Annotated in this window: 21 protein-coding genes and 2 pseudogenes; 11 read left to right on the plus strand and 12 right to left on the minus strand. The window is 63.0% G+C overall.

The annotated features are described in order from the left end of the window. Nucleotides 1–93 precede the first annotated feature (93 nt). The 3 genes and pseudogenes from AWB81_RS25955 to AWB81_RS25965 all read left to right on the plus strand — a co-directional run. A pseudogene (locus AWB81_RS25955) lies at nt 94–324 on the plus strand (CHAD domain-containing protein); the annotation flags it as partial. 481 nt (nt 325–805) lie between these two features. Beyond that, nucleotides 806–1137: pseudogene (locus AWB81_RS48830) on the plus strand (ATP-binding protein); the annotation flags it as partial. Nucleotides 1138–1287: 150 nt separating this feature from the next. Then, nucleotides 1288–1758 (plus strand): response regulator transcription factor, encoded by a 471-nt coding sequence (locus AWB81_RS25965; RefSeq protein ID WP_087135201.1) that lies wholly within the window; start codon nt 1288–1290, stop codon nt 1756–1758. 281 nt (nt 1759–2039) lie between these two features. Here the strand turns inward: AWB81_RS25965 and AWB81_RS25970 are convergent, their stop codons facing one another. After that, the gene (locus AWB81_RS25970; RefSeq protein WP_062639407.1) at nt 2040–2675 is read right to left on the minus strand and encodes a glycoside hydrolase family 19 protein; all 636 of its coding nucleotides are present in this window, start codon (nt 2673–2675) and stop codon (nt 2040–2042) included. An 802-nt stretch (nt 2676–3477) separates the two neighbouring features. On the opposite strand from AWB81_RS25970, the gene AWB81_RS25975 reads away from it, so the two are divergent. Genes AWB81_RS25975 through AWB81_RS25990 form a run of 4 tightly spaced genes read left to right on the plus strand, consistent with a single transcriptional unit; the run spans nt 3478 to nt 6931 of the window. Further along, nucleotides 3478–4218 carry a hypothetical protein gene (locus tag AWB81_RS25975; protein WP_143753749.1) on the plus strand — a complete coding sequence of 247 codons (741 nt, stop codon included), beginning with the start codon at nt 3478–3480 and terminating at the stop codon, nt 4216–4218. A gap of 17 nt (nt 4219–4235) precedes the next feature. Beyond that, the gene (locus tag AWB81_RS25980; RefSeq protein WP_062639409.1) at nt 4236–6305 is read left to right on the plus strand and encodes an MAC/perforin domain-containing protein; all 2070 of its coding nucleotides are present in this window, start codon (nt 4236–4238) and stop codon (nt 6303–6305) included. A 59-nt stretch (nt 6306–6364) separates the two neighbouring features. Next, a complete protein-coding gene (locus AWB81_RS25985) occupies nt 6365–6688 on the plus strand; it encodes a hypothetical protein (protein WP_062639410.1) in 324 nt (107 codons plus the stop codon). An 18-nt stretch (nt 6689–6706) separates the two neighbouring features. Beyond that, the gene (locus AWB81_RS25990) at nt 6707–6931 is read left to right on the plus strand and encodes a hypothetical protein (RefSeq protein WP_062639411.1); all 225 of its coding nucleotides are present in this window, start codon (nt 6707–6709) and stop codon (nt 6929–6931) included. A 116-nt stretch (nt 6932–7047) separates the two neighbouring features. Here AWB81_RS25990 and AWB81_RS25995 read toward each other — a convergent pair whose 3' ends face one another. The 6 genes from AWB81_RS25995 to AWB81_RS26020 form a co-directional block, all read right to left on the minus strand. Further along, nucleotides 7048–8592: an alpha/beta fold hydrolase gene (locus tag AWB81_RS25995; RefSeq protein ID WP_087135202.1), complete on the minus strand. Its 1545-nt coding sequence runs from the start codon at nt 8590–8592 to the stop codon at nt 7048–7050. Between the two features lie 122 nt (nt 8593–8714). Then, nucleotides 8715–10913 (minus strand): aldehyde oxidoreductase molybdenum-binding subunit PaoC, encoded by a 2199-nt coding sequence (gene paoC, locus AWB81_RS26000; RefSeq protein ID WP_062639413.1) that lies wholly within the window; start codon nt 10911–10913, stop codon nt 8715–8717. A gap of 3 nt (nt 10914–10916) precedes the next feature. Beyond that, the gene (locus AWB81_RS26005) at nt 10917–11867 is read right to left on the minus strand and encodes an FAD binding domain-containing protein (protein WP_062639414.1); all 951 of its coding nucleotides are present in this window, start codon (nt 11865–11867) and stop codon (nt 10917–10919) included. Beyond that, a complete protein-coding gene (gene paoA / locus AWB81_RS26010; RefSeq protein WP_062639415.1) occupies nt 11864–12520 on the minus strand; it encodes an aldehyde dehydrogenase iron-sulfur subunit PaoA in 657 nt (218 codons plus the stop codon). The genes AWB81_RS26005 and paoA overlap by 4 nt, the downstream gene beginning before the upstream one ends. Before the next feature lie 413 nt (nt 12521–12933). Continuing rightward, nucleotides 12934–13221, minus strand: coding sequence for a hypothetical protein (locus AWB81_RS26015; protein ID WP_062639416.1), 288 nt, complete (start codon nt 13219–13221; stop codon nt 12934–12936). A 53-nt stretch (nt 13222–13274) separates the two neighbouring features. Then, complete coding sequence (locus AWB81_RS26020; RefSeq protein ID WP_062639439.1) at nt 13275–14162, minus strand: NmrA family NAD(P)-binding protein; 888 nt, start codon at nt 14160–14162, stop codon at nt 13275–13277. Nucleotides 14163–14432: 270 nt separating this feature from the next. Here AWB81_RS26020 and AWB81_RS26025 point away from each other — a divergent pair, with 270 nt between their 5' ends. The 3 genes from AWB81_RS26025 (at nt 14433) to AWB81_RS26035 (ending at nt 17434) form a co-directional block, all read left to right on the plus strand. Beyond that, the gene (locus AWB81_RS26025) at nt 14433–15338 is read left to right on the plus strand and encodes a LysR family transcriptional regulator (RefSeq protein ID WP_062639417.1); all 906 of its coding nucleotides are present in this window, start codon (nt 14433–14435) and stop codon (nt 15336–15338) included. Between the two features lie 93 nt (nt 15339–15431). Beyond that, nucleotides 15432–16934: an MmgE/PrpD family protein gene (locus tag AWB81_RS26030; RefSeq protein ID WP_062639418.1), complete on the plus strand. Its 1503-nt coding sequence runs from the start codon at nt 15432–15434 to the stop codon at nt 16932–16934. Between the two features lie 38 nt (nt 16935–16972). Further along, entirely contained in the window at nt 16973–17434 is a 462-nt protein-coding gene (locus AWB81_RS26035) for a cupin domain-containing protein (RefSeq protein WP_062639419.1), read from the plus strand. A gap of 95 nt (nt 17435–17529) precedes the next feature. On the opposite strand, the gene AWB81_RS26040 is transcribed toward AWB81_RS26035, so the two are convergent. Both AWB81_RS26040 and AWB81_RS26045 read right to left on the minus strand, forming a co-directional pair. Beyond that, nucleotides 17530–18840, minus strand: coding sequence for an MFS transporter (locus tag AWB81_RS26040; protein WP_062639420.1), 1311 nt, complete (start codon nt 18838–18840; stop codon nt 17530–17532). Nucleotides 18841–19070: 230 nt separating this feature from the next. After that, nucleotides 19071–20165 (minus strand): tartrate dehydrogenase, encoded by a 1095-nt coding sequence (locus tag AWB81_RS26045; protein ID WP_062639421.1) that lies wholly within the window; start codon nt 20163–20165, stop codon nt 19071–19073. 110 nt (nt 20166–20275) lie between these two features. Between AWB81_RS26045 and AWB81_RS26050 the strand changes: the two genes are divergently transcribed. Further along, entirely contained in the window at nt 20276–21202 is a 927-nt protein-coding gene (locus AWB81_RS26050; RefSeq protein ID WP_062639422.1) for a LysR family transcriptional regulator, read from the plus strand. Between the two features lie 34 nt (nt 21203–21236). On the opposite strand, the gene AWB81_RS26055 is transcribed toward AWB81_RS26050, so the two are convergent. The 3 genes from AWB81_RS26055 to AWB81_RS26065 form a co-directional block, all read right to left on the minus strand. Then, nucleotides 21237–22460 carry a PepSY-associated TM helix domain-containing protein gene (locus AWB81_RS26055; protein ID WP_062639423.1) on the minus strand — a complete coding sequence of 408 codons (1224 nt, stop codon included), beginning with the start codon at nt 22458–22460 and terminating at the stop codon, nt 21237–21239. 190 nt (nt 22461–22650) lie between these two features. After that, nucleotides 22651–24066: a cation:dicarboxylate symporter family transporter gene (locus tag AWB81_RS26060; protein ID WP_062639424.1), complete on the minus strand. Its 1416-nt coding sequence runs from the start codon at nt 24064–24066 to the stop codon at nt 22651–22653. 25 nt (nt 24067–24091) lie between these two features. After that, complete coding sequence (locus AWB81_RS26065) at nt 24092–25462, minus strand: class-II fumarase/aspartase family protein (RefSeq protein WP_062639425.1); 1371 nt, start codon at nt 25460–25462, stop codon at nt 24092–24094. Nucleotides 25463–25478: the final 16 nt, after the last annotated feature.

A 25478-nucleotide genomic window follows, 5' to 3' on the forward strand; every position in this document is an offset into this window, starting at 1 on the left:
GCAACACTTGCCTCAGCGAGCCAACCTCCAGACGCTAAACACTAAAACCTCTGTTGCACTTCAGTTTGAAACCGCCCTGGAAAGAAAGTTCGTTATCTGCTTGAGTTTTTTGAGCCCTTGCTCGACAAGAAGCAACGAAAAGGCGTAAAGAAGTTAAAGCGACTCCAGAAGCGATTTGGCGCTCTGAACAACGCTGTAGCAAGTCGCGAGCTATTGGATAGCAATCTTGGCTCGCTACCGAATCAAACCATGGCTATAAGCGCAATGCACTCGCTCAAAGAGGAAGAGGAGCGACGGGCTAAGGCGGCCTCAAAGTTGCTCTGACGATTTTCTCCAAGGCCTGTCCGGCTCAGGCAGATCAGCTGCCCCGACAAAAGCGAGCCGCTCGATTTTGTCGTCACAGACTAGTCACGTCGATAGTGCTTTCTTCTCGATTAAAGGTCGCAAGACCGGCATGACCGTTCGTCGTCGAGAGTGCTATCGGCATGCCGCTCCAGTCAACACTTCACAGACCTGCCATACACGCCTGGCATCGGCTTCATTCCGTGCCAGAGACGCAACCTTCGCCGGTCCAACCCGCTCGTTATCAAGCTCGCAATTGTTCCGGCGAAAGCGAAATGGCGTTCGTCAACGCAATCCATCGGACCGGTGGATTGAGGAGTTGGGTCAGAGATAGCTGACCAGTTTCTCTCGGAACGGGAAAAGCGCCTGAGGTTTCCGATTGCTGCCAAGACACTCGCGGCCACCTCAACATTGCCCTCGCCAAATGCCACGAGGCGTTGGACGTTAGGATCCGTTTTCGCTGGGAACAGGAAAACCACATCTATGCGTCGCTCTGCGCGTTGAGGCCCTGCGCGCTGGCAATAAGCTCCTTTTCGGCACTCTCGCCGAAATCTTCGCTTCGATCGGCAAGGCCGAGCGTGAAGGAAATCTCCTCGGCAGTCGAGCGACGGCACGCCAACAGAACCGTCTGCGTGGTTCTTCAATCGCGCGGTCATGGGATCGAGGCTGCTCATCATCGACGAAATTCGCTATTTGCCCTTCGGACCCGAGGAGGCAAACCTGTTCTTCAATGTCGTTGCCAATCGTAATGAACGCGGTTCCATCGTGTTGACGAGGAACCTTCCGTTCACACAGTGAGCCACCGCGTTTGCCGGCGACCAGACGCTCCGATTTAAATCGGCGTTGACATATACTCGGGGGGGCGAAGTATCCCTAGTGCCTAAGCATCGAGGCAGTTCATTCATGTTTTGAACGCATTCGACCAAACCAGCGGCAACGAACTCGTTGAAGGCCAAACGCACCGGGTCGAGCAGCGCTCTGACGCCGCGACAAAGGGAGATACTTGAACTGGTCACCCGGGGCATTAGCAATAAGGCCATCGCCGCTCAACTCGGAATCAGCGTCGACACCGTGCGTCGCCATGGCGCTCGAATAAAACAAAAGAAGTCGGCGTCAGCAACATCTTCAATCGCTTGTCAGCATCTTTGGGCTACTCTTGATAACGCGCTCGCGGTGTCTCTGCCAGATGACCTTTTGACGCCTGCCGAAACTCGCGTGGTGGCTTGCCTTTGCCGTGGACTATCCAGCAAAGAGATCGCGCGTGCTTTGGAGATCAGTTCACGTACCGTCGATAAACATCGCGAGCACGTTCTGCACAAACTCGGCATGCACTCGACCCGTCAACTCACATCGTGGATCGCCGGTCAATGCGCGAAGAGCGGCATACCCGACGCGTCTGAAAAGTCCGGAGTTTAATGCGCCACCCTCCAGCTTCCCAGGTGTGTATATCCTGCCGCCTCGAAATGAAGTCGAAGAGGAACAGTTGTTCGCCGGGTGGCTAATGAAGGAGTCGGCGGGTCGGTTTAGGCCAGTGATGGCTTTGTCGTTGCGAGATTCGCGGTCCGAGCGATCGGAACGGCAACGGCAATATGCCCCGCATCGAGCCGTGTCACCCGTTCGCGCGCAACAGGCGCAGAGGTCATGCTCTTGCCTTTTACACAAGTCCTATAGCAAGTACCTGCCATCGAGCTTCCTGTCTAAACAAGCAGGACGTCGCAGCATACCCTGTAGCGCGAGTCGCGTCCCGACTTACCGTCCATGGCAGGATTGATCGCCCGTGTGCAGGCGTCAAAGTCGCGTCGGTCAGCGGCCTCATTGCAGCCGCGTGACTTCCAGAACCAACCGGCGCTGCGCGCTGCGAGTCGATCGTCCGTCGCGAGCTGATCTGGATGGTTCAAAAGGTCAACGCTGAGTGCGCGGCCGGCGTCCCGGTAGTTGTCTTTGAACGTAACCTGCTTCAGCCCACGCCCCCGATAGCGCCAGCCGTCTCCGCTCGCGGCGTCGCCGTTGCCGAACCGCCCGCCGTAAGCCAGATTCGCAATCTGCTGTTGCCTTGCGATGGAGACCGCCTTCTCGCCCGGCTGTCGTCCGAGTTGCGCACGCGCGCTTGCAGGGATGCGCGAGAAGATTTTCAGTGCATCTGGCGCATAGTTGAAGCTCTCGCTCAGCAGCCTGAATCCCCCGCTCTCATGTCCCATCTGCGCGATCCACGCGGCAAGGCGCGCAGGCGTGTTGATGTCGAATTCATGGGCGGCCTCTGTGATCGGCAAGATCCAGCGCTCGGCAAGCGCCGGTGCGAGGTTCGCAGCGCGCTGGAATGTCTCCGTGTCCATACGACCTCCGAAGGAACGCCCCTCTCAAACATGATAGGGCGTCTTGCTTTGATCGATCGCCTCTTTTTTCCCTTAACCGCCGGATTGCGCACGATGAACATCCTGAGCACGTTTTGCGCAGGCTCGGCATGCAGTCGACCCCGCCGACTCACGTCTTCGCGCGCTAGTCAATACGCGAAGAGTGGCATACCTATAACGTCTGAAAAATCCTAATTTAAATACGCCACCTCGCGCTTCGTCCACCGAGCGGCGGTACTCAAGAACCTCGATAACGAGCCTGCGTCTGCATATTCATAGAAAGATCTGGACCGGCTGGACGAACCGGGTTTAAGCAATCGAAACCGATTGCACGAGAACCCGGATGGACTTTCAATTACCCACTCTCTTTTCGCAGTGGCGGCTATTGGATCGTGCTCAGGCGCCTGGAATCACGTATGACGCCGCAGGACAAGATCGCGTTCGTTTTCAAGATGATGTCGGATTGCTTGGTTTTCTGATTCTATGATATGGATTGCTTACGATAATCTGCGTCGAGAAATGACGGCGCTCGGAGGGATGCATCATGCCAATCACCGGAAGCGTCTCTGGAAACATTACTCGCAGTCGTACCGTCATCAACGTTCGGAACGCAGCGGGTGGGGCCGGTGGATTCTTTGTCGAGAATTCCACCGGTGCGGGAGCGATGCTCTTCGTCGTGCGCGATCAGCCTTTGGCTTTTTCAGTCTCCGGCTCAGGCCGACGAGGCTTTCAGGCACGGCTCGAGGTTCGTGGTCGCGAACGGCCCGGAGCGCCCACGCAGGCCATGATCGTGCAGAGCGCGGACAACTTCGACCCGAACGCACTCGATAGTCAAGGCTCGGTGCTCCTCGACCACTGGCGCGACAGCAACCGCGCGCTGTGTGCAGTGGCACGGGACATGGTCAATCTCGACGGCCCCGACATCGACCCCGACGACCGCCATGTCATCACGCTCAGGGTCGTCCCGCTCATCAAAGTCGATGCGGCCGGCTTGCGCTGGACCGATCTCGGTCCCTTCTGTTCGCGCCAGGACTATGAGGAGCTCGCGGCGCTGATGGCTGCCTATGCGCCTGGCAAGCGCATCGATAACGTCCGGCAGGATGGCATCGAAAAGTTGATCAGGCATCTGCGTGAATTGAAGAGCACGGAAGGCATCTTCGACGTCAATATCCAGTTCGTTTCGGAAGGCATTGCCGGACGCGTGTCGGAACGTGAGCTCGTCGACACCGACGCGCTCTTCGATGTGCCGACCGATTTCTCGAAACCGCTTGTGTCCAAGCCCACCGCCGCGCCGGCGCCCGCACCGGCTCCAACGCCCGTGCAGCCTGCCGTGTTGCAAGCGGTGCTGGCCGAGACGGCCGCGCGCAAGGGTTATCTCGCCCACGGCGCCCCGATTGCCGCACGACCGGCGGTGCCGATCGTGGCTGCCGAAACCGGCGGTGAGGTGACGGTCGATATCTCGGTGATCGTCGTGGACTCGCCGGAAGCGCTCGAACTCGCGCGCAGCAAGATCAAGCCCGCATAGCGGAGGAGGCGCTCAAAATGATCAGCTATACGCTCCAGGCGCGCGACGGCAAGTCGCGCGCCGACGCCGCGCCCGACGGCGCGACGCTTGCCGAACTGCGGAAGGTCTTCGTCAACACGGGTGAGATGGACGCCGAGGACCAGTTCCGCAGCGGCGCCAACGCGGTCACCCTCAAGGTGGTCGCTGCTACGGAGGAAGGCAAGACGGTGATCGCCGACAGCATGGTCGTGGCGATCGTGCCGATCCGGCGCACCATCGCCTTCACCGACAAGGCCGGCACCAAGCATCAGGTCTTCGTGCGGCCCGACGAGACGCTCGGCCAATTTCGCAAGAACAACGCGAAGCTGATCGCGGACACCGACGTCTTCGTCGTTGAAAGCAAGCCGGTCGCTACCGCCGACGAGGACAGCGTCTATCTGCGCCGCTTCGAGGAACTCGCAGTCAAACGCGAATCCGTGCCCGCGGCCACGCCGAAGGTCTACAAGCTCCTTCTGCTCAAGGACGGCGGCAAGCCGAAGGCGATCGACTGGTCAGGCGGCGGCGAGGACAAGACCCTCAAGGATCTGCGCGCCTTTCTGAAGGAAGACGCGCCCGCCGATCTGCCTTTCCTCGATAGCGCCCAGAAGGCCGTGCCGCTCGACATGGAGCCTTTCGAAACCGTGGGCGTCAAGCTCGGCAAGGCCGACGACAAGCTCGGTTTCCTGCGCTTTCGCTTCGAGAGCCCGCGCAAGCGCAACGCCACGACGACCCCGGCCGCGTCGTCCTCAGGTGGGTCGAGCACCGCCGCCTCCGCGGCAGCCGCCGCGTCCGGCACCACGCCGAGTCTGCGCGATACCCAGGACCTGCTCGCACCTTTTCTCGGGCGCCCGAATATCCCGCCCGGCGCGCCACAGGACGTGTTCGATCGCATGGACGTCGCCGAGCAGGCGTCGTTGCTTGCCGCCATGCGTCACCTGCACGGGCTGCGTTTCGTACTCGCGCCCGACGGCAGCTATGAGCTCGAGCGTGCGCTGCGCCCGGCGTTCGACTCCGACTGGGTGGAAGACTTCGTCGCAGTGGTCCGCCCGATCACCTCGACGCGGTTTTCGGCCTCGGCCACCCAGGTGCGCACACTCGACGCCATCGCGTCTTCGCTCTCGTGGAATGTCGGTGGAGGCGTCGGGGTGGAGGGCAAGGTGGCGAGCCTTTCCGTCAAGTCGGATTACAAGGATGAAGTGACCCAGTCGAAGGAAACGACGCGCAGCGAATTGCACTTGCGGGTCGAATACCTCGTCGCGCGCGGGGAGGTGGTCGTCGATCCGCGCAGCATCGTCCTTTCCAAGGCGTTTTTCGACGATGCCAGCGCTCTCGCCGCACTGATCAGGAACAAGGCGGCGAGCGCGGATGCTGTCAGCGGACTTGCGCGCATCCTCGACAGCTACGGCACCCACGTGCCCCTTCGGACGATCTTCGGCGGCAAGCTGATCTATCGACAGGACCGCGACGTCGAAGCCAGTACCGACAAGAACCGGCACGTGCGCGAATTCACCACCGACGTGCAGGGCAGCTACAAGGCGGTGACGGTGAGCGCGCGCGGCGGATTCAAGACAGAAGAGTCCGCGACCAAGATCTACGAATCCGCCAATCAAGCGATCGAGGTGACCGCGGCGGGCGGCAACCCCGCGCTCGCGCTCGATCCTTATGGCTGGGCCGCGACGTTGAGCCACGCCGGTTGGTGGAACGTGATCGCCTTCGCGGACGTCGTGCCGCTCCTGTCGCTCCTGCCCTCGGACCTCAAGGAAACCATCATCCCCGTCCTGCTCAAGTCGAACGAGCTCGCTGCCGCGCTATCCACGCCGATAGATTGGGCGACGTATCGCGCCCAGATGCTGAAGGAGTTCGTTCGCACCCAGCGGGGTGGCGAAGAGATCAGCTTCGATGCCAGCCCCGCGCCACGCGAGGTACAGCCCGGGACGCCGCCATCGGTCCAGCCCGTCCAGCCAGTCGTGCCGCCGGTGGTCGCGCCACAGCCGGCCCCAGTGCAACCAGGCGAGTCGCAATCCCAACCCCAATCGGTCAAGCCAGGAGGCGAGGAGGTGGACATCTGAAACGAATTTCAGGCCGCTCCCGATCGTCGGTGTGCGGCGAGACAGCAGAGGACACGACCATGAACATCGAGAAGATCAGTCTGAAGAACGGCGGGGGGTTCGTCGCCAAGTTACATGTAATTGCCGCGCCGGCCACCGGCGGCGAGGGCAAGACCTACCCCGACAACAACGACATCCCGCTCGGTCAGGAGCGCACGGTCGATCTCGGCGCGCTCAACGTGCCGGATGGCTCGAAGGTCAAGCTCAAGGCCATCGTGGTCTGGGGCAATGACCACGAGGCGCAGCAGGCTTTCACTTACCAGAAGGGTTGCGGCAAGACTGCGCACTACAGCATCTCCGGCACGACTCTGAGCAACGACCTCGGACTCGTCAACGTCAATTGAATTTTCAGGGGCAACATCATGGGACAATTCGTTACGCAGGTCCGCGTGCGCGGCCAGGACATCGACTGGACCGCGCAGTCCGGCGACTGGGAGACAAAGTCGCTCTCGCTCTCAGGACAAAACCCGCCGCAGTTCGTGCAGCACGGGACTTATCAGATCACCCTCCCGGGCCAGAACGAGACCGCCTGGATGTTCATGGGCGTCGACGGCCAGATCGTGAACTTCGCGCTCTACGGCGGTTGAACGGGCCGTAGCTTGCCTGCTATCGCCGGATGCAGGGCAAACGCAATTCGCTTGCTGCATCCGGATTTCTGCGCGACTCGCGCGGAAGGCGTATTCGAGTGTGGAGATGCAGCGCATCAACTGGTCGTGAAGGTCAGCCTGATTTGTTTGGCGCAGGTCGGGTCGACCGGCTTCGTCGGGTTGTCGAGGAAGGCGGCCATGATCGAGGGCGCGCACGTGGACTTACCGAGGACCGCGTGGCCCGTGAAGGGGAACGGCACGAGTTGGGCGTTCCTGAGGTTGGGGGTAATGACGTCCACCCACTCAGGCGCCGTCGCGGCATCGAAAGTCCCTTCGAGGATCAGCACCGGCACGTCGCTCACGATTCGGCTGCTCACCGCCGGGTCCGCCTTGCCGTCGTTCCAGACCGGGCACTCGGTGAAGAGGCGCCCCTGTTTGGGCTGCACCTTCAGCACCCGGTCCGGGAACCCGGGGAGCGCTGCCTTTGCCTTCGCCAACGTGGCCGCCTCGGTGGTGAGATTGGCGCTCTCCGCGCAGAACACGTCGAGGGCCAGACCGACGCCGCCCAGTCCTACGAATTCATGCGGGCCTCGTAAGGCGAGATATGTGGCCGCGACCGCGCGGGCGTCGCCTCGCGCCATCTCGGCCATCATCTTGGGGACGCCGGATGCATTGCCGCGTTCGCTCGCCATGATGATCGTATAGACGAAGGAGAACCCGTCGATGTTGACTGTCACCAATGCGCCGGACTTGTCCTTCACGTGAGTGACCACCGGCGTCTTGTCGAGGCGGTTCACCGTGGCCGTGAAGTCCGCTTCCAGGTTCGGGTATGCCTTGGCGCAGGAGGCCTGGGCCGCACAGGCGGCGAAGATTGCCTTGAACGAGCTCGCCGGAGCCGACCACCACGTCTCGACGATGTTGACCGTAGGAGGCGACACCGAATCAAGGACCACGCTTCGGATGCCCTGTGGGTGATCTCGCAGCAGGATCAACGCCAGCCTCGATCCGTAGGAGACCCCGTAGACGTTCCAGCTGTCGATGCCAAGTGCCACCCGGAGGTCGGCGATGTCGGCGGCATTCTCCGTGCTGTTGTAGGCAGTAAGGTCGACGCCGGCGGCGGCCAACTGGTCGCGGCACTCCTTGACCGCCGCGGCGTCTGCGGCGGTACTGGATTCCGCCGCGAAGGGAAGGCCCACCCCGTCGAACAAAAACTGCTCCCAGCCGGGACATCGTAAGAGGGGGGCTGCGCGGTGCGTGCCGCGCTGGTCAACGAAGATGACGTCGCGCTCGGCATTGAGTCCATGTCGGACCATGGACGCCACCTCGAACGAGCCCGCCCCGCCGGGGCCGCCAGAGAGGTAGACGATTGGGTCATGCTTGGGCGTCGCCGAGACGGCGGGTGCGCGCATCACGAAGATTCGGATCCGGCGGCCGTCGGGCTTGGCCCGATTCTCGGGCACGGTGAGGTAGCCACACTGAACGCCTGACGGGAAGTCGAGTTCGGGAAAGCCGACGATGTTCGGTTGGGGGCACGTTATGGTCTGGAAGGACGCCGCACGAGCGGGCTCTCTGTTCGCACCGGTTCCCGAACAGGCGGACACCAGGCATGCCACCATCAGGCACACCGCCGCGACAACCATTAAATGCTTCACAGGTCTCATCACGCTCGGCTCCCATATGCAGATCTTTCTGTTGTGAGACACTCGGGTAGCAACGCGACTTGATCTCGCGTCGCGCTTTACACGACCTTTGGCGCGATCGTCCCGCGCGGGCGGCGCTGCAATCAGACCGACAGTGGCATCTTCGCTATGAGCTTGTCGAGCGTGACTGGATAATCGCGCACCCGCACGCCCGTTGCGTTGTAGACGGCATTGGCGATCGCCGCGCCTACGCCGCAAAGCCCGAGTTCGCCGACACCCTTAGCCTTCATCGGCGACGAAACCGGATCGGTTTCGTCGAGGAAGATGACTTCCTGACTGGCGATATCGGCGTGAACCGGCACCTCATAACCCGCCAGATCGTGGTTGACGAAGTAACCCGCGCGTCGGTCGACCGCGAGTTCTTCCATCAACGCCGCGCCGACGCCCATCGTCATCGCGCCGATCACCTGGCTGCGTGCCGATTTCGGATTGAGGATGCGGCCAGCGGCACAAACCGCGAGCATGCGACGCACGCGGATCTCGCAGGTCGCGGCATCGACGCCGACTTCGACGAAATGCGCACCGAACGTCGATTGCTGAAACTTCTTGTTGAGATCGCCGAACTCGATGAAGTCTTCCTCGACGATGCCGTTCGCGCCCGCCACCGCGCCAATCGGCATGCCGCTCTCGCCGACGCGGATCTGCCCGTCCTCGAATCGCGCGGCGGCAGGATCGAAGCCCGCTTTCAGCGCGATGGCCTCGCGCAACTTGACGCATGCGGCGTACACGCCAGCGGTCGAACTGTTGGCGCCCCATTGGCCGCCCGATCCCGATGACACCGGAAAATTCGAATCGCCCAGCCGCACGACCACGCGTTCGATCGGCACGCCCATCATCTCCGCAGCCGTCTGCGCGATGATCGTGTAGCTGCCCGTGCCGATATCGGTCATGTCGGTTTCGACCGTGACGATGCCCGCGGAGTCGACCCGCACGCGCGCGCCGGACTTCGTCACCTGATTGTTCCGGAACGCCGCCGCGACGCCCATGCCGACGAGCCACTGACCGTCGCGCACCGCACCCGGCCGCGCACCGCGCGATTTCCACCCGAAGCGCTCGGCGCCCGTGCGCAGGCACTCGACGAGACGCCGCTCGGAGAACGGCCGCTGCGGCTTCTCGGGATCGACCTGCGTGTCGTTGATGATGCGAAACGCGACCGGATCGAGGCCGAGCTTCTCCGCCATCTCGTCCATCGCGATCTCGAGCGCCATCAGTCCCGGCGCTTCGCCGGGCGCGCGCATCGCATTGCCTTCGGGCAGGTCGAGCACGGCGAGCCGCAACGCTGTCATGCGGTTGGCGCCCGCATAGAGATAGCGCGTCGGCTGGACGGCGTTCTCCGGTTTGCCGCCCTCGATGTCGCCCGACCAGCTTTCATGGCCGATCGCGGTGATCTTGCCGTCACGCGTCGCGCCGATGCGGATGCGCTGGATCGTCGCGGGCCGGTGCGGCGTGTTGTTGAACATCATCGGGCGCGTCAGCGCCACTTTGACCGGACGGCGCGCCGCGCGCGCGCCGAGCGCGGCGAGCAGCGCGTCGGCGCGGATGAACAGCTTCCCGCCGAAGCCGCCTCCGATATACGGCGAGATCAGCCGCACGTTCTCCTTGGGAATGCCGAGCGTCGTCGCGATGTCGGCGCGACTCCAGTCGATCATCTGGTTCGACGTCCAGAGCGTGAGCTGGTCGCCGTTCCAGACCGCCATCGATGCATGCGGCTCCATCATCGCGTGCGCCTGATCGGGCGTGGTGTACATCGCGTCGAGCTGCACGGGCGCCGCCGCGAACGCGCCCGCGAAATCGCCGACCGCCGATTCGGGGGTGCCCGTCTTCGGCTTGGTCGCGGAGTCGCGCGCATCCGCGAGATCGAACGCACCTTGTTCGCGGACGTAGCGCACGCGCACGAGTTGCGCGGCGGCGCGTGCCTGCTCGAAAGTCTCCGCCACGACGAGCGCGACCGCCTGGTGATAGTGCTGGATCTCCGGGCCGCCGAGCAGGCGCGCGTTGTTCCACTTGCCCTTGCCGAGCTTGCCGACGGTGTCGGCCGTGACGATGGCGATCACGCCGGGCGCGCGTTTCGCCTCGGCGACGCCAATCGAGAAGATGCGGCCCTTGGCGATGGACGAGCCGACAACGTACCCATACGCCTGATTCGGCACGGCGTTGTGCCATTCGTAAGCATAGGGCGCGGTGCCGGTCGTCTTGCGCGGACCTTCGACGCGATCGAGCGGCTGGCCCACCACCTTCAGCTGGTCGATTGGATTGGTAGCGGCGGGGGTATCGAATTTCATGGATTATCCCTTTGCCTGTGCGAGCACCGCGCCGAGCGTGCGTTCGGCCAGCGTCAGCTTGAATTCGTTCTCGTGAGTCGGCGACGCGCCGGCGAGCAGGCGATCGGTGACGGCTTTTGCGCCACGCGACATCTCGGTTTCGGCGGCCTCGACGCGCCACGGCTTGTGAGCCACGCCACCGAGTGCCACGCGCCCCGTTCCGTCCGGTTGCACGACGGCGGCAACCGACACCAGCGCGAATGCGTACGACGCCCGGTCGCGCACCTTGCGGTAGAGCTGCACGCCGCCGACCGGCTTCGGCAGCGTGACCGAGGTGATCAGTTCGCCGCGTTCGAGCGTCGTTTCGATATGCGGCGTGTCGCCGGGCAGGCGGTGGAAGTTCGCGATCGGAATCGTGCGCGCGGAGCCGTCCGGCCGCACGGTCGATACGGTTGCGTCGAGCACGCGCATCGCGACGGCCATGTCGCTCGGATGGGTCGCGATGCAGGCGGTGCTCACGCCGATCACCGCGTGCTGGCGGCTGAATCCGCCGATGGCCGAGCAGCCGCTTCCGGGCGAGCGCTTGTTGCACGGCTGGTTCGTATCGTAGAAGTAGGGGCAGCGCGTGCGGTGGAGCAGGTTGCCGCCGGTAGTCGCCATGTTGCGCAACTGGCCCGACGCGCCGGCGAGCAGCGCACGCGACAAAACGCTGTAGTCGCGCCGCACGCGCGGATCGGCGGCGAGATCGGTATTGCGCACGAGCGCGCCGATCCGCAATCCGCCTTCGGACGTCGCTTCGATTTTGTCGAGACCGAGGCCATTCACGTCGATCAGATGCATGGGCGTTTCGATGCCGAGCTTCATCAGGTCGAGCAGGTTCGTGCCGCCCGCGATGAACTTGGCGCCGGGCGTATTCAACGCGGCCGCGGCGGCTTCGGCGGGGGACCGTGCGCGATCGTAGGAAAAGGCGTTCATGCCTTGCTCCCGGCCACTTCGGCGATGGCGACGGCAATGTTCGAATACGCCCCGCAGCGGCAGATGTTGCCGCTCATGCGCTCGCGGACCTCTGCGGCCGTCGCTTGCGGGCGCGCGGTCAGGTCGGCGCTCACATGGCTCGGGATGCCCTGGCGGATTTCGTCCAGCACCGCGACGGCCGAGCAGATCTGTCCCGGCGTGCAGTAGCCGCATTGGTAGCCGTCGTGCTTCACGAACGCGGCCTGCATCGGGTGAAGGCTTGCGCGCGTGCCCAGACCTTCGATCGTGGTCACGCTCGCGCCTTGTTGCATGACCGCGAGTGTCAGGCAGGAATTGGTCCGCCGACCGTTGACATGCACTGTGCATGCACCGCATTGGCCGTGGTCGCAGCCTTTCTTCGTGCCCGTCAAATGAAGGTGCTCGCGAAGCGCATCCAGGAGTGTGGTGCGTGTGTCGACTTCAAGGTGTTCGACCTCGCCGTTGACTTCGATCGACAGCGGAATCGTGACAGGGGGACGCGAGGCAGCGCTTGACGCGTCGGATTTGGCCTCCTGCGCAGATGCGAACGGTGGGGCAGCGATTGCGGTTGCGGACGCAGCGCCCATCTTCAGAAGGTTGCGCCGGGTGATCATGATCTCGCCTGGTTCATCCATTGAATCGAGTCCTTTTCGAGTGATGCGCCGATGTCGCGAAATATGCTAAACCGGTCGATGGTGCGATGGCCGGAAATCGCGCTGGTGCTATCTCAGTGGGCCGATCTTGCCGTATAACGCTCGCATCGATGCACGTGCCAGCGATAGAAAGTAACTCGTAAGCGTCGGTCTGACTAGGTCCGTCACGGTTCAAGAGCATGTGAGGGAAATTCAGCAATCGGGCGGAGATCACCGTTTGACATGCGGACGCCGGTGTCTGTTCAAGTTGACGACACCGACTGCCGATAGCACGAGAAGGCGTACCCCGTGAAGCCAGTCGCGATCGATTGCGATCCCGACCGGCTCCCACGGCCATCGACGACCCCTCGTTCACGCAATCGCGGATCATCGATCCAAGCCAACGACAAGTCTTCTCAGTGCACGATCAACGTGCCAAGCGGCGCGAGCGGAACGATCGGATAGAGGTCGAAGGTCAGCAGATTGTCGACGCCGAGCGGCAGCGCCTTGAGCAGGCGATCGGCTTCGTCGACGGAATCGACGCTCATCAGGAAGATCACGCCGACACCGTTTTCCCGCATCCAGAACTGCTCCATCTTGCCGTCGAGATACAACTGCAACGTGGCGGGGACTTCGGTGGGCATGTAGTGATTGAGCTGTTCCGGAGTGAGCGGAACCAGCGATCCAACGGCCATGACTTTCATGATTTTTCCAGTAGAAGAGTGATGCGAGGGTTTGATCAGCGATGCTTCAACGTTCAGGCGGCCTGCGGGTTCAGACGGTCGGCATGAGCGCGGGCGAACTCCTTCACGCTCATCGGCTTCTTTCCCGTGAGCTTTTCGACGTTGTCGTTCATGCCTGACATCACGCCGCGCTGGTAGTCGTCCATCGCCGCGACGAGGTGTTCGACGATATAGGCGGGCACACCGACCGATTCCATCGAACGGCGGTATTCGTCGATCGAGATGTCTTCGAAGACGATCTTGCGGCCGAGCGCCTCGCCAAGTTCCGCCGCCATCTGCTCGTGATCCATTTCGACCGGTCCGAAGAGCGGATAGGTTTGTCCGATGTGTCCGCTCGGATCCTTCAGCAAGGCGGCGATGACACGACCCTGATCTTCCGCGCCGATCGCGGCATGGCGGCCGCGGCCGACCGGCAGGCGCAGGATTCCCTTTTCGAGAAAGAGCGGCAGTTGCCACGGATAGAAGAGCCACTCGAGAAAGTACGTCGGGCGCAGATGAATGACGTTCAGACCGGACGCACTGAGCAGTTGCTCGGCGACGTAGTGGTCCTTGGAAGAGGGGCTGTTCGACGTGCGGCTCGCCGAGCGTTGCGAGAGGTTGATGATGCTGGAGACACCCGCTTCCCTTGCGGCCTGTGCGAAGTAGGCGGTGGCCGTGATCAGGCCGGGCGCGACCGGGTAGACGAGATAGGCCGCATCGACGCCTTCCATGGCCGAGCGGATCTCGTCGAGGTTCTGCAGATCGCCCACCACGACTTCGGCGCCGAGCTTTTCGAGTGCAGCCGACCGGTCGTCGATGCGGCGCACGAGGGCGCGTACATCCAGTCCGGCTTCGATCGATTCCTTGACGGCGGCGCGGCCCGTGTCGCCTGTTGCGCCGGTAATCAGTACTTTGCGGTTCATGATGATCATCCTTGAAATGAGAGGGTTGCTTGCATGTCGAATCACCTGCTTCGCTTCACTGTGTCGTTCGAACAATGAGAGCGAACCGTGAGGTGCCTGTTTCTGGTCGAGCACTTCGCTTCCGGTGACTGAAGAATGAGGCTGATCGCGGCGGCGCGGTAGCTGTCGGAATTGGCTAATATTTATGCTGGCCTGACATCAATGAAGGCCGGCGGCCGCTTCGGACCGCCACGGGCAGGCGCCCGTCATCGCCGCGCGAGGGGAAAACCGGTGAAAGACATCCTGACGCTGAGGCTTTACTCGCGCGTTGCCCATCTCGGCAGCTTTTCGGCGGCGGCGCGGGAGTTCGGACTGGCTCAGTCGCAGGTGTCGCGGATGGTTGCTGATCTCGAGGCGGGGCTTGGTGCCAGGCTGCTGTCCCGCACAACGCGCGCGGTGGTAATGACCGAGGCGGGAGCGGAATTCCTCGCGCGCATGGAGCCGATCCTGGCCGCGCTGGAAGACGCCGAAAACAGTGTCCGCGAAAGCGGGGAACTACGCGGACTCCTGCGCGTGGGCATGACGACCACGATGGGACTTCGCGTGGTGATGCCGCGTCTTGCGCCTTTTACCGAGCGTCACCCCAGACTCCACGTCGAACTGGTGCTCGACGACAGGTGGCAGGACATGGTGCGCGAGGCGGTGGATGTCGGATTTCGCGTCGGCGCGCTTCCGGACTCGTCGGGCACGTCGAAGCTGATCACCACGATTCAGCGGGTCATCGTCGCAGCGCCTTCCTATCTCGACCGTGCAGGGACGCCGCTCGCGCCTGCGGATTTGTCGCACCATCGGATTGTCGGCGGCCCGGCTGCGACGCTGGCCGCCTCCTGGCGATTCGAACGCGACGGCGAGAAAGTCACCGTCGATCTTCAGCCGAACGTCTCGACCAACACAATCGCGGGCGCCGTTGCGTGCGCGGCCGGAGGACTCGGGATCACTTCGACCACCATCTGGGCGTGCCAGCAGGAACTGGACAACGGGTCGCTGGTGCGGCTTCTCCCCGAGTGGAAGACCGCCGATCTTCCGGTGAATGCGTACTTCCCGCTCGGGCGCTCGACGCGAAAAGTGGCACGGGCGTTTGTCGACTTCATCGTCGCGGAACTCGGGACGGACGCTCGGGGCGCGACGCCAGGATGAGCCCGCCAGCAGCATGACGATTGCGATGCCTGTATCCTGAAGCCGCCCAAAATCAGGACATCACGGTCCAACGATAACAAGAGAGACACGTACATGAATCCTTTGCATCGACGCCATTTTCTGAAGACAGGCGTGGCGGCCTCGGTTGCTTCGGCCGCACCGGTCCTCACCGCCGCACTCGCGCCCGCCACCGCACAGGCAGCCAGTCCCGCCTCGACACCGCCCGCGCAACCCACGTCCGAAAAGCCGCCGAAAGTCACGCAGATTCTGGCCCGCTATCTCGTCAATGCGCGCTATGAAGACTTGCCCGCCAATGTCCGCAGGGAAGGTGTAAGGACGTTGCTCAACTGGGTTGGCGTGGCGGTCGGTGGCTCGCGCGAGGACCCCGTCAAGCGGTCAGTGGCCGCGCTCGGGCCTTTCTCCGGGCCGCCGCAGGCGAGCCTCCTCGGACGCACCGACCGCTTCGACATCATGAATGCGGCATTCATCAACGGCGTGAGCAGCCATATCTTCGACTACGACGACACGCACCTGAAGACGATTATTCATCCGGCGGGACCGGTCGTGTCGGCGATCCTCGCTTTCTCCGAATATCAGCCGGTGTCGGGAAAGGACTTTCTCAATGCGCTGGTGCTGGGCGTCGAGACGGAATGCCGGATCGGCAATGCCGTCTATCCGAATCATTACGACGTGGGCTGGCACATCACCGGGACCTGCGGCGTGTTCGGCACGGCCGCGGCGGCGGGCAAGCTGATGGGGCTCACCGAGCAGCAGATGGTGTGGGCGCTTGGCCTCGCGGCGTCGCAGCCGGTCGGCCTGCGGGAGTCGTTCGGGTCGATGAACAAGAGCTTCAACCCCGGCCGTGCGGCGGCCAACGGCCTTTTTGCCGCGTTACTCGCGGCCAGGGACTACACGAGTTCGGACGGCATGATCGAAGCGAAGCGCGGATGGGCCAACACCATCAGCACCAAGCAGGACTATAGGGAGATCACGGAAGGTCTCGGGCAGCACTATGAGTCCACCCTCAACACTTACAAGCCGTTTGCGTGCGGTATCGTGATTCACCCGGCAATCGACGCCGCCATCCAGCTTCGCAACGAAAACCATCTCACGCCGGACATGATCGAGAGTGTCGACCTGAAGGTGCACCCGCTGGTGCTGGAACTGACCGGCAAGAAGACTCCGCAGATCGGTCTCGAAGGGAAGTTCAGCATCTATCACTCCGTGGCGGTGGCGATCATCGACGGCGCCGCTGGCGAGAAGCAATACAGCGACAGCGTAGTACGTGACCCGCAGACCATCGCGTTGCGCGACAAGGTGACCGCAACCGTCGTGCCGTCGATCCGGCCGGAGCAGGTCGACATGACCATCACGCTGAAGGATGGGCGAAAGCTCCACAAGTTCATCGAGCATGCAATCGGCAGTCTGGAGGTCCCGATGAGCGATCAGCAACTGGAGATCAAGTTCGCCGATCTCGCTGCTGGCATTCTTCCCCGCGAGCAGATACAGGCGCTGATGCAGACCTGCTGGCAGGTCGAGAGCCTGCCGAGTGCCGCCGCGATTGCGAAGGCGGCCGTACCGCCGCGCGGGAACTGACTCGTGCGTTTTGCGACTTCATCGACGGGAGGCGAGCCATGCCCAGGATCAACGTTGCCGCTGTGCAGAAGCTGAAAGGCTCGGGCTATCCGGCGCCTTTCGATACGCCATGCGCCGACCGCGTTCGGCAGCGGCTCGGCGAGGCGGGCAGCCTCGGCGACTTCGGCGTGAATCTCATGCACTTGCCGCCGGGCAACTGGTCGAGCCAGCGTCACTGGCACTCGCATGAGGACGAGTTCGTGTATGTCCTGGAAGGGGAAGTGGTGCTTGTCGAGGATGAGGGCGAAACCGTGTTGCGCGCGGGCGATTGTGCCGCGTTTCCAAAAAGCACGGGCAACGGCCATCACATGATCAACAGGTCTGAAGCGATGGCGGTGTATCTCGAAGTCGGGTCACGGGTAATCGACGACATCACCACATGTTCCGATGTCGACATGATGAGCGCCAACGCCGATGGTCGTTTCGTGCGAAAGGACGGCACGCCGTTTGCGCGGTCGTAGGCCCGGCAGAGTTCTCGCGTCTTCAAAAAAATCGTCCGGGCGGTGAACGCACCGACCGGACGAGCGTGGCCCCGCTGGCGTGTGGGCCCTTGTTCTCAGTGCCCGTGCCGTTCAGCGGCCGGGACTGGCGTCTGCTTCGATTGCCGGCTCAGCAGCAACGTCACCACTGCCGAGACGGCCAGGGTCGCACCGACCACGTACAAGCCGGCCGAGTAGCCGCCCGTCACGTCCTTCAGCCAGCCGATCGCGAACGGGCCGACAAAGCCGCCGAGATTGCCGACGGAATTGATCATCGCAATGCCGGCCGCCGCGCCGGAGCCCGACAGGAACATGCTCGGCATGGCCCACAGGGGCGCTTTAGCGGCGCTGATCCCGATGTTCACGACCACGAGCGCCAGGATGATCATCAGCGCGCTTGTGGCTCCCCCGGCAAAGACGAAGCCAAGGCAGGCGATGACACACGGAATCACCACGTGCCACGTGCGTTCTTCAGTGCGGTCCGAATGCTTCGCCCAGACGATCATCGCGATGACGGCAAGAATGCTCGGCACACCCGCAAGCAGACCGGTCTCGAACGAGCCGAATCCGTATTGTCGAATGATCAGCGGCGCCCACAGACCAAGGGTATAGAGGCCCGCCGACGTGCCGAAGTAGATCAGCGCCAGCGTGAGCACGCGCGGATCCCGCAAGGCGCTGAGCGCGCCGGCCGTATGCCCGGCATGCGACTGCTTGGCGTCCGCTTCCATCTTCAGCTTCGCGATCAGCCAGTCCCGCTCTTCCGGCTGGAGCCAGTGCGCCTTCGAGGGCGTGTCGGTCATGTACTTCAGCACGACGAAGCCGAGGATGATCGCCGGCACGGCTTCGATGATGTAGAGCATCTGCCAGTCGGCGAGACCCCAGATCGGCGGGAGTTTCATGATGGCGCCGGAAAGCGGCGAGCCGATGGCGGTCGAGATCGGTGCTGCCGCCATGAACCACGCTGCCGCTACGGCGCGTTGCCGGCTCGGGAACCACAGGCTGAGGTAAAGAATGATGCCGGGGAAGAAGCCTGCCTCGGCGACACCGAGGATGAAGCGCAGCGCATAGAAGCTGTTGGGCCCGACGACGAACGCAGACGCCGCCGACACGATGCCCCACGACACCATCACGCGAGCGATCCACTTGCGCGCGCCGACCTTGTGGAGAATCAGGTTCGACGGCACTTCGAACAGAAAGTAGCCTATGAAGAACAGCCCGCCGCCGAGGCCGAACGCGGCCGGAGACAGTCCGATGGCCTTGTTCATCGTCATCGCCGCGAATCCGACGTTGACGCGGTCGAGAAAGCTGATGAAGTAAAGCAGCATCACGAACGGAATGATCCGCAGCATGAGCTTCCGGGAGACCCGGGCTTCGAGTTCGGAAATCATTTTGTCTCCTCCTTGGAGGTGTTGAGCTGTGCTCTATGGAATTGCTGTATGACCTGCAGGTCGTCCGCTTGCCGTTCGGCCGGCTTTTCTTGTTGGGCTGTCGATGCTTGTGTCTACAGCGTCGGGACGAGTTGATCCCGGCCGCGAAGGGCTGCGGCCATGTGTCGAGATCGGGACTGTGCACGCCCGCAGTGAGCAGGCGTGCAGCGCGACGAGTCGCTAAGCCTGGCTTAGGCCGCGTTGGCTGCGGGAACCGCGACCTTGTCGAGCAGCGCGCAGACGGCAGCCGTCACCTGAGCCGTCGTTGCCGTGCCGCCGAGGTCGCGCGTGTGAAGGGATTTGTTCGCCGTCACGGCTTCGACTGCCTGCATCACGCGCCTGGCCGCGTCGAATTCGCCGAGATGTTCGAGCAGCATGACGACCGACCAGAACGTGCCGACCGGATTGGCGAGGCCCTTGCCCATGATGTCGAACGCAGAGCCGTGAATCGGCTCGAACATCGACGGGTAGCGGCGTTCCGGATCGATGTTGCCGGTCGGCGCGATGCCGAGGCTGCCGGCGAGCGCGGCCGCCAGATCGCTGAGAATGTCGGCGTGCAGGTTGGTCGCCACAATCGTGTCGAGCGTCTCCGGACGATTCACCATGCGTGCCGTCGAAGCGTCGACCAGCTCCTTGTCCCACTTCACATCCGGAAATTCCTTCGAGATTTCCAGCGCGATCTCGTCCCACATCACCATCGCGTGACGCTGCGCGTTGCTCTTCGTGATGACCGTCAGGAGCTTGCGCGGACGGGACTGCGCGAGCCTGAACGCAAAGCGCATGATCCGCTCGACACCGGCACGCGTGAGGATCGATACGTCCGTTGCCGCTTCGATCGGATGTCCCTGATGCACGCGGCCGCCCACGCCTGAATATTCGCCTTCCGAGTTCTCGCGCACGATCACCCAGTTCAGGTCTTCCGGCTTGCAGCGTTTGAGCGGTGCGTCGATGCCCGGCAGGATGCGGGTCGGCCGCACGTTGGCGTATTGATCGAAACCCTGGCAGATCTTCAGGCGCAGGCCCCACAGCGTGATGTGGTCGGGAATGTCCGGGTCGCCCGCCGAGCCAAACAGGATCGCGTCCTTGTTGCGGATCGCATCGAGACCGTCCGCCGGCATCATCACGCCGTGCTTGCGGTAATAGTCGCCGCCCCAGTCGAAGTTCTCGAACTCGAATGCGAACGAATCGCTGGACTGTGCCAGAGCCTCCAGGACTTGCTGGCCAGCGGGGACGACTTCCTTGCCGATGCCGTCGCCGGGGATGGTTGCGATGCGATAGGTTTTCATGTCTCCGTCCTTCAAATGTTTGTGGGTGTGACTGAACTTTACCCACATCCGGACTCGAAAACCGGTGCTAAACTCAAAGCATCTTTAACCTGGATTCACAAGTGACAGCGATGCGCGATACCGTCCAGCCGGCCGATCTGAGCTTCTTTTCGACGCTCGCCGCATCGGGCAGCCTGAGCGCGGCAGCCCGCGAACTGGGGCTGACGGCGGCGGCCGTCAGCAAGCGCCTGACGCAGATGGAAAGCCGCGCGGGCGTCGCGCTCGTCAACCGGACTACGCGCAGGATGATGCTCACACCCGAGGGCGAGCTGTACCTCGGCCATGCGCGGCGAATTCTCGACGAAATCGACGAGCTGTCGGAACTGCTCGGCTCCGCGAAGAAGAGCCCGAAGGGCCTGCTGCGCGTCAACGCGACGCTCGGTTTCGGGCGAAGCCACGTTGCCCCGGCGATTTCCCGGTTTGTCGCCAAATACCCTCAGGTGGCCGTGCAGCTTCAGTTGTCGGTGACGCCGCCACCTCTCACCGACGATGCATACGACGTCTGCATCCGTTTTGGCGAGCCGCCCGATACGCGGGTGGTCGCGAAGCGTCTTGCGGCGAATCGGCGTCTGTTGTGCGCGGCGCCCTCGTATGTTGCGTCGCGCGGCATGCCATTGACCGCGCATGACCTGACGCGGCACAGTTGCATCGGCATCCGCCAGGGCGACGAAGCTTACGGGGTGTGGCGCCTGACGTCGGGCAGGGGAGCATCGCGCAAGACGGAGGCGGTGCGGGTCAACGGCACGCTGACGACCAACGACGGCGAAATCGCGGTCAAGTGGGCGCTGGATGGGCACGGCATCCTGATGCGGGCCGAATGGGACATCAAGCAGTATCTGGCTGACGGTTCGCTTGTGCTCGTGCTTCCCGATCACGAAACACCGAACGCCGACATCTTCGCCGTCTATTCGCAGCGGCATCAGATGTCGAATCGTATTCGCGCATTCGTCGATTTTCTCGCCCTCGAATTGAGAAGCGAGACGGGCGATCAGACGTAGGTCGCGGGCTTGCCCCGACGATCGCCCGATCGGGTCAGGACGAGATGGAATTGCCGCGCACGGAGCGAGCTTGCTTGACCACGGCCGATTGCCGTCGAGCGGAGCGCTTTCTGATCCAGATCATGAGGCCGGTCGCGCTCAGCATCGCGACCGCGATGCCCACCGCGCTGACCAGAATACGTCCCGGGATGCCGGCAATGCGCCCGGAATGAAGCGGAAACTGGGCTTGCATGAAGATGTCGCCGGCCGAACCCTTCCCCGGGATCGACGTTCCCACGAGCTTGCCCGTAGTCGCGTTGTAATGCAGCCAGGGATTTCCGAGGCCGACATCGCCGTGGTCGTGTCCCGGCGCGAAAAAGCCGACAGCATACGCATGCAGCGCGGACGCGTAGTAGAGCGCGCCCGGAGGCTCCGTGAGACCTCGCTGGCGCCCGTCCTCGAGCGCCCTGGCGAGCACTGCCTCGCGGGTGATCGGCGGCGCACCGGCGTTCGCCGGGCGGGCAAGTTCGGGATTGTTCAGGATCGTCGGCGCGAGCGGCGAAAAAACGGAGACGATAGGCCGCACGATCGGATCGGCGAGGTTCATCGACACCGAAGTGAGCGCCATCATGGCAAGCAGACCCCAGATCCAGACGCCGCCCGAGCGATGCAGGTCGAAGGTCAGCGCGTAGCCGCCGCGCTTGAAACGGAACGCGAAGGACTTGCGCCACGCTTTCACGCTCGGGAACGACAGGATCAGCGCGATACCGCTGTCGAAGAACCACAGAATGCCGACGATGCCGAGCAGCCACGTTCCCACGTCCAGCCCGCCGACGAACGGCAGATGCAGTGTGTAGTGAAGCTTGTAGATGAACGGCAGCAGATCGATGCGCGCCAGCGACAGCGCACCCCACTCGCGCCGGCCCTGCACTTCGCCCGTAGCGGGATCGACAGCAATCTGGTTGAAATCGACCTTGAATGCCTGGCCGGTTGCGGGATCGGTGCGCGGCAACACCATCATCTGCTGCGTGTGTCCCGGCTCGACGCCGAGCGGCAGATATGTCACCTCGATCCGCGGATCGGCGGCTTCGACGCGTCGTGCCAGTTCGAGCGAGGACAGCGCCGGACCGTCCGTGCGCGCGTAGAAGAACGGGGGATTGAGCGCCGCGTCGAGTTCGTGATCCCACGCGATGATCGCGCCAGTCAGTCCCGATACGAAAAGAAACAGCGCCGTCGCGACGCCGAGCCATCGATGTAAACGAACGAACCACGGCCTCATCGTTGCCGCGCTCGGACGAAGGATCGCTGCGCGACCACGAGAAACATAACTGCACCGCAAAGTAAATGGGAATTGTTCGCATTTTAGCGGCGACGCACGGCGAGGGCAAGCCAGATGTAGTTGTTTGTGAAAACCGCCGGCGGAGTCTGCCTGACGACGCCTGCGGTTCTTTTCCATGCCGCGGAAGCAGTCAGCGCGTCGTGCCGGCGCTCGTCATCGAAATGCCGGCGGGATGGGGATTCGCGTCGTTCATGTCCTCGGGGAGCAGGTTTCCGTCGGCGAGGGTCTCGTCGGCCCGTGCGGTATCCGGGAAACGTTCCGGATACAGGTGACGCTCGGCGATCGTCGCATCGAAGGTGCGCGACCATTTGGCGATCACCACCGTCGCGAGACTGTTGCCGATCGTATTGCAGGTGGCGATCGCCATCGACATGAACCGGTACACGCCGAAGATCAGCGCCAGTCCTTCGACCGGAAGAATGCCGGTCGAGGTCACGGTTGCCGCAAATACCACGAACGAGCCGCCCGAAACCGTGGCCGCGCCCTTGGAGGTCAACAGCATCAGCAACAGGATGCCGATCTGATGATCCAGCGTGATCGGCACGCCATACGCATGCGCGATGAACATCACGCCCATCGACATGAAAAGCGACGTGCCGTCGAGATTGAACGCATAGCCTGTCGGCAGCACGAGGCCGACGGTCTGCTTCGCGCAGCCGAGTCGTTCGAGCTTGATCAGAAGACGCGGCAGCGCGCTCTCCGACGAAGCCGTGCCGAGCACGATCATGATCTCGTCCTTGATGTAGCGCAGGAAGCGCCACAGGCTGAAGCCGGCGAGCTTCGCGATGATTCCCATCACCACGACGATGAACAGCACCACGACCGCGTAGAAGCTGAACACCAGTTGCGCGAGCGCGATCAGCACGGCCGTGCCGTTGCTGCCCACCGAATACGCGACCGCACCGAACGTGCCGAGCGGCGCGAGTTTCATCACGAGATTGATGAACGAGAACAGCACTTCCGAAACGAGGTCGAGCCCTTCGTTGATCCGTACGCGCCGACTTTCGGGAATCGCAAGTATGCCGATGCCGACCATGACGGCGAGCACGACCACCTGCAGAAGTTCGCCTCTCGCAAACGCGCCGATGAAGTTGTCCGGCACGACGTGCATGACGAACTCGGTGAAGCCTTGGGGCGCGGCGTGTGCAGCGGTCGCGGGCACGGCGCCGACGGTCACGTGGGTCATTCCTTTGCCCGTTTGCAGCAGGTTGCCCGCAAGCAGGCCGAACATCAGCGCGATCGTCGATACCACTTCGAAGTAGACGATCGAACGCCAGCCGACCCGTCCCGCGCTCTTCACGTCGCCCGCCGAAGCGATGCCATGCACGATCGTGAGGAACACGAGCGGAGCGACGCCCGCCTTGATGAGCGAGAGAAAGATGTCGCCGAGGACCTTGAGTTGCGCGCCGAACTTAGGAAAGATCAGGCCGATCGCGATGCCGAGCATGAGTGCCAGCAGGACCTGCATGCCGAGCTTGCGATACCACGGCAGCTTCTTGGGCGGCTCGACGATCGCTTCGTCGTGTGATGCGGTTTGGTTGTTCATCGTGTGCTCCTCCACGGGTGTTCGGTCAGATGTCGCTGGACAATGCGACTGCGCGGTCCACCATCAGCGGCGCGAGGCCGAGATAGTTCGCGGGATCGGTCATGCGATCAATCGCCGCGCGGTCGAAATGCTTCGTGACTTCCGGCAATGCGGCGAGCGCTTCGGCAAGCGTGCCGCCATGTTCGTTCACGGTGCGGCACGCGTCGTAGACGATGTCGTGGGCCTGCTGGCGGCCGGTGAACGGTGCCATGCCCATCATCACTGCCTCGGCCACGATCAGCCCTTTGGTGATGCCGAGGTTGTGCTTCATCCGGTCCGTGTCGACGATCAGCCCGCCGAGCGCGAACTTGGCCTGATGCAAGGCGCCCGCCGACAGGATGAAGCTCTCGGGAATCGCGATCCACTCGGCATGCCACGGACCGGTCGCGCGCTCGAAGTCCTGGACCATCGCGTCGACCATGAGGCCCGCATGCTGGCGCACCGCTTTCGATGCCGCGAGCATCAGTTCGCTCGAAATCGGATTGCGCTTCTGCGGCATCGTGCTGCTCGCGCCGCGTCCCTTGACGAAGGGCTCGTAGACTTCGGCGAATTCCGTCGACGCCATGATCATGATGTCGAGCGCGATCTTGCCGAGCGAGCCGGTCACGAGCGCGAGCAGGTTGACCGCCTCGGCGAAGCCGTCGCGTGCGACGTGCCACGTCGTCGCGGGCACGCCGAGCTTCAGTTCTTCCGCGAGCGCCTTCTGCACTTCGAAGCCCTTGTCGCCAAGCGACGCCAACGTACCTGCCGCGCCAGCGAATTCGACGACCGCCACGCGCGGACGCAACTGCGCGAGCCGCTCCTGATGGCGGTCGAACATCGCAAGCCAGATCGCGACCTTGTAGCCGAACGTGACGGGCAGCGCCTGCTGCAAGTGCGTGCGGCCGGCCATCGGCGTATCGCGGTGCTTCTTCGCCAGACGGGTGAGAATCGCGCGCAGTTCGCGGATGTCGCCATCGATCACGTCGAGCGCGTCGCGCACCTGCAGCGCGACCGCCGTATCCATGATGTCCTGCGTGGTCGCGCCCCAGTGCACGTAGCGGCCCGCGTCGCCGCACATGTCGACGAGCTGGTGCACGAGCGGCAGGATCGGGTAACCGACGATGTCCGTTTCCTCGCGCATGTGGTCGAAATCGATGCGCTCGATCGTCGATTCGCGCGCGATCACTTCGGCCGCCTCGGCCGGAATCACGCCGACGCGCGCTTCGGCCTTCGCCAGTGCGACTTCGACGTCGATGTAACGCTGAATCAGTGCGTGATCGGAGAACAGCGCGCGCATTTTCGCGGTGCCGAAAGCGTCGCGAAACAGGATGGAATCGACCACGGTGCTGGCTTGGGGAAGAGTGCGACTCGTCATGACGACCTCGTTTGAT

The sequence above is a fragment of the Caballeronia arationis genome (assembly GCF_001544975.2).
GTDB classification, from domain to species: Bacteria; Pseudomonadota; Gammaproteobacteria; order Burkholderiales; family Burkholderiaceae; genus Caballeronia; species Caballeronia arationis.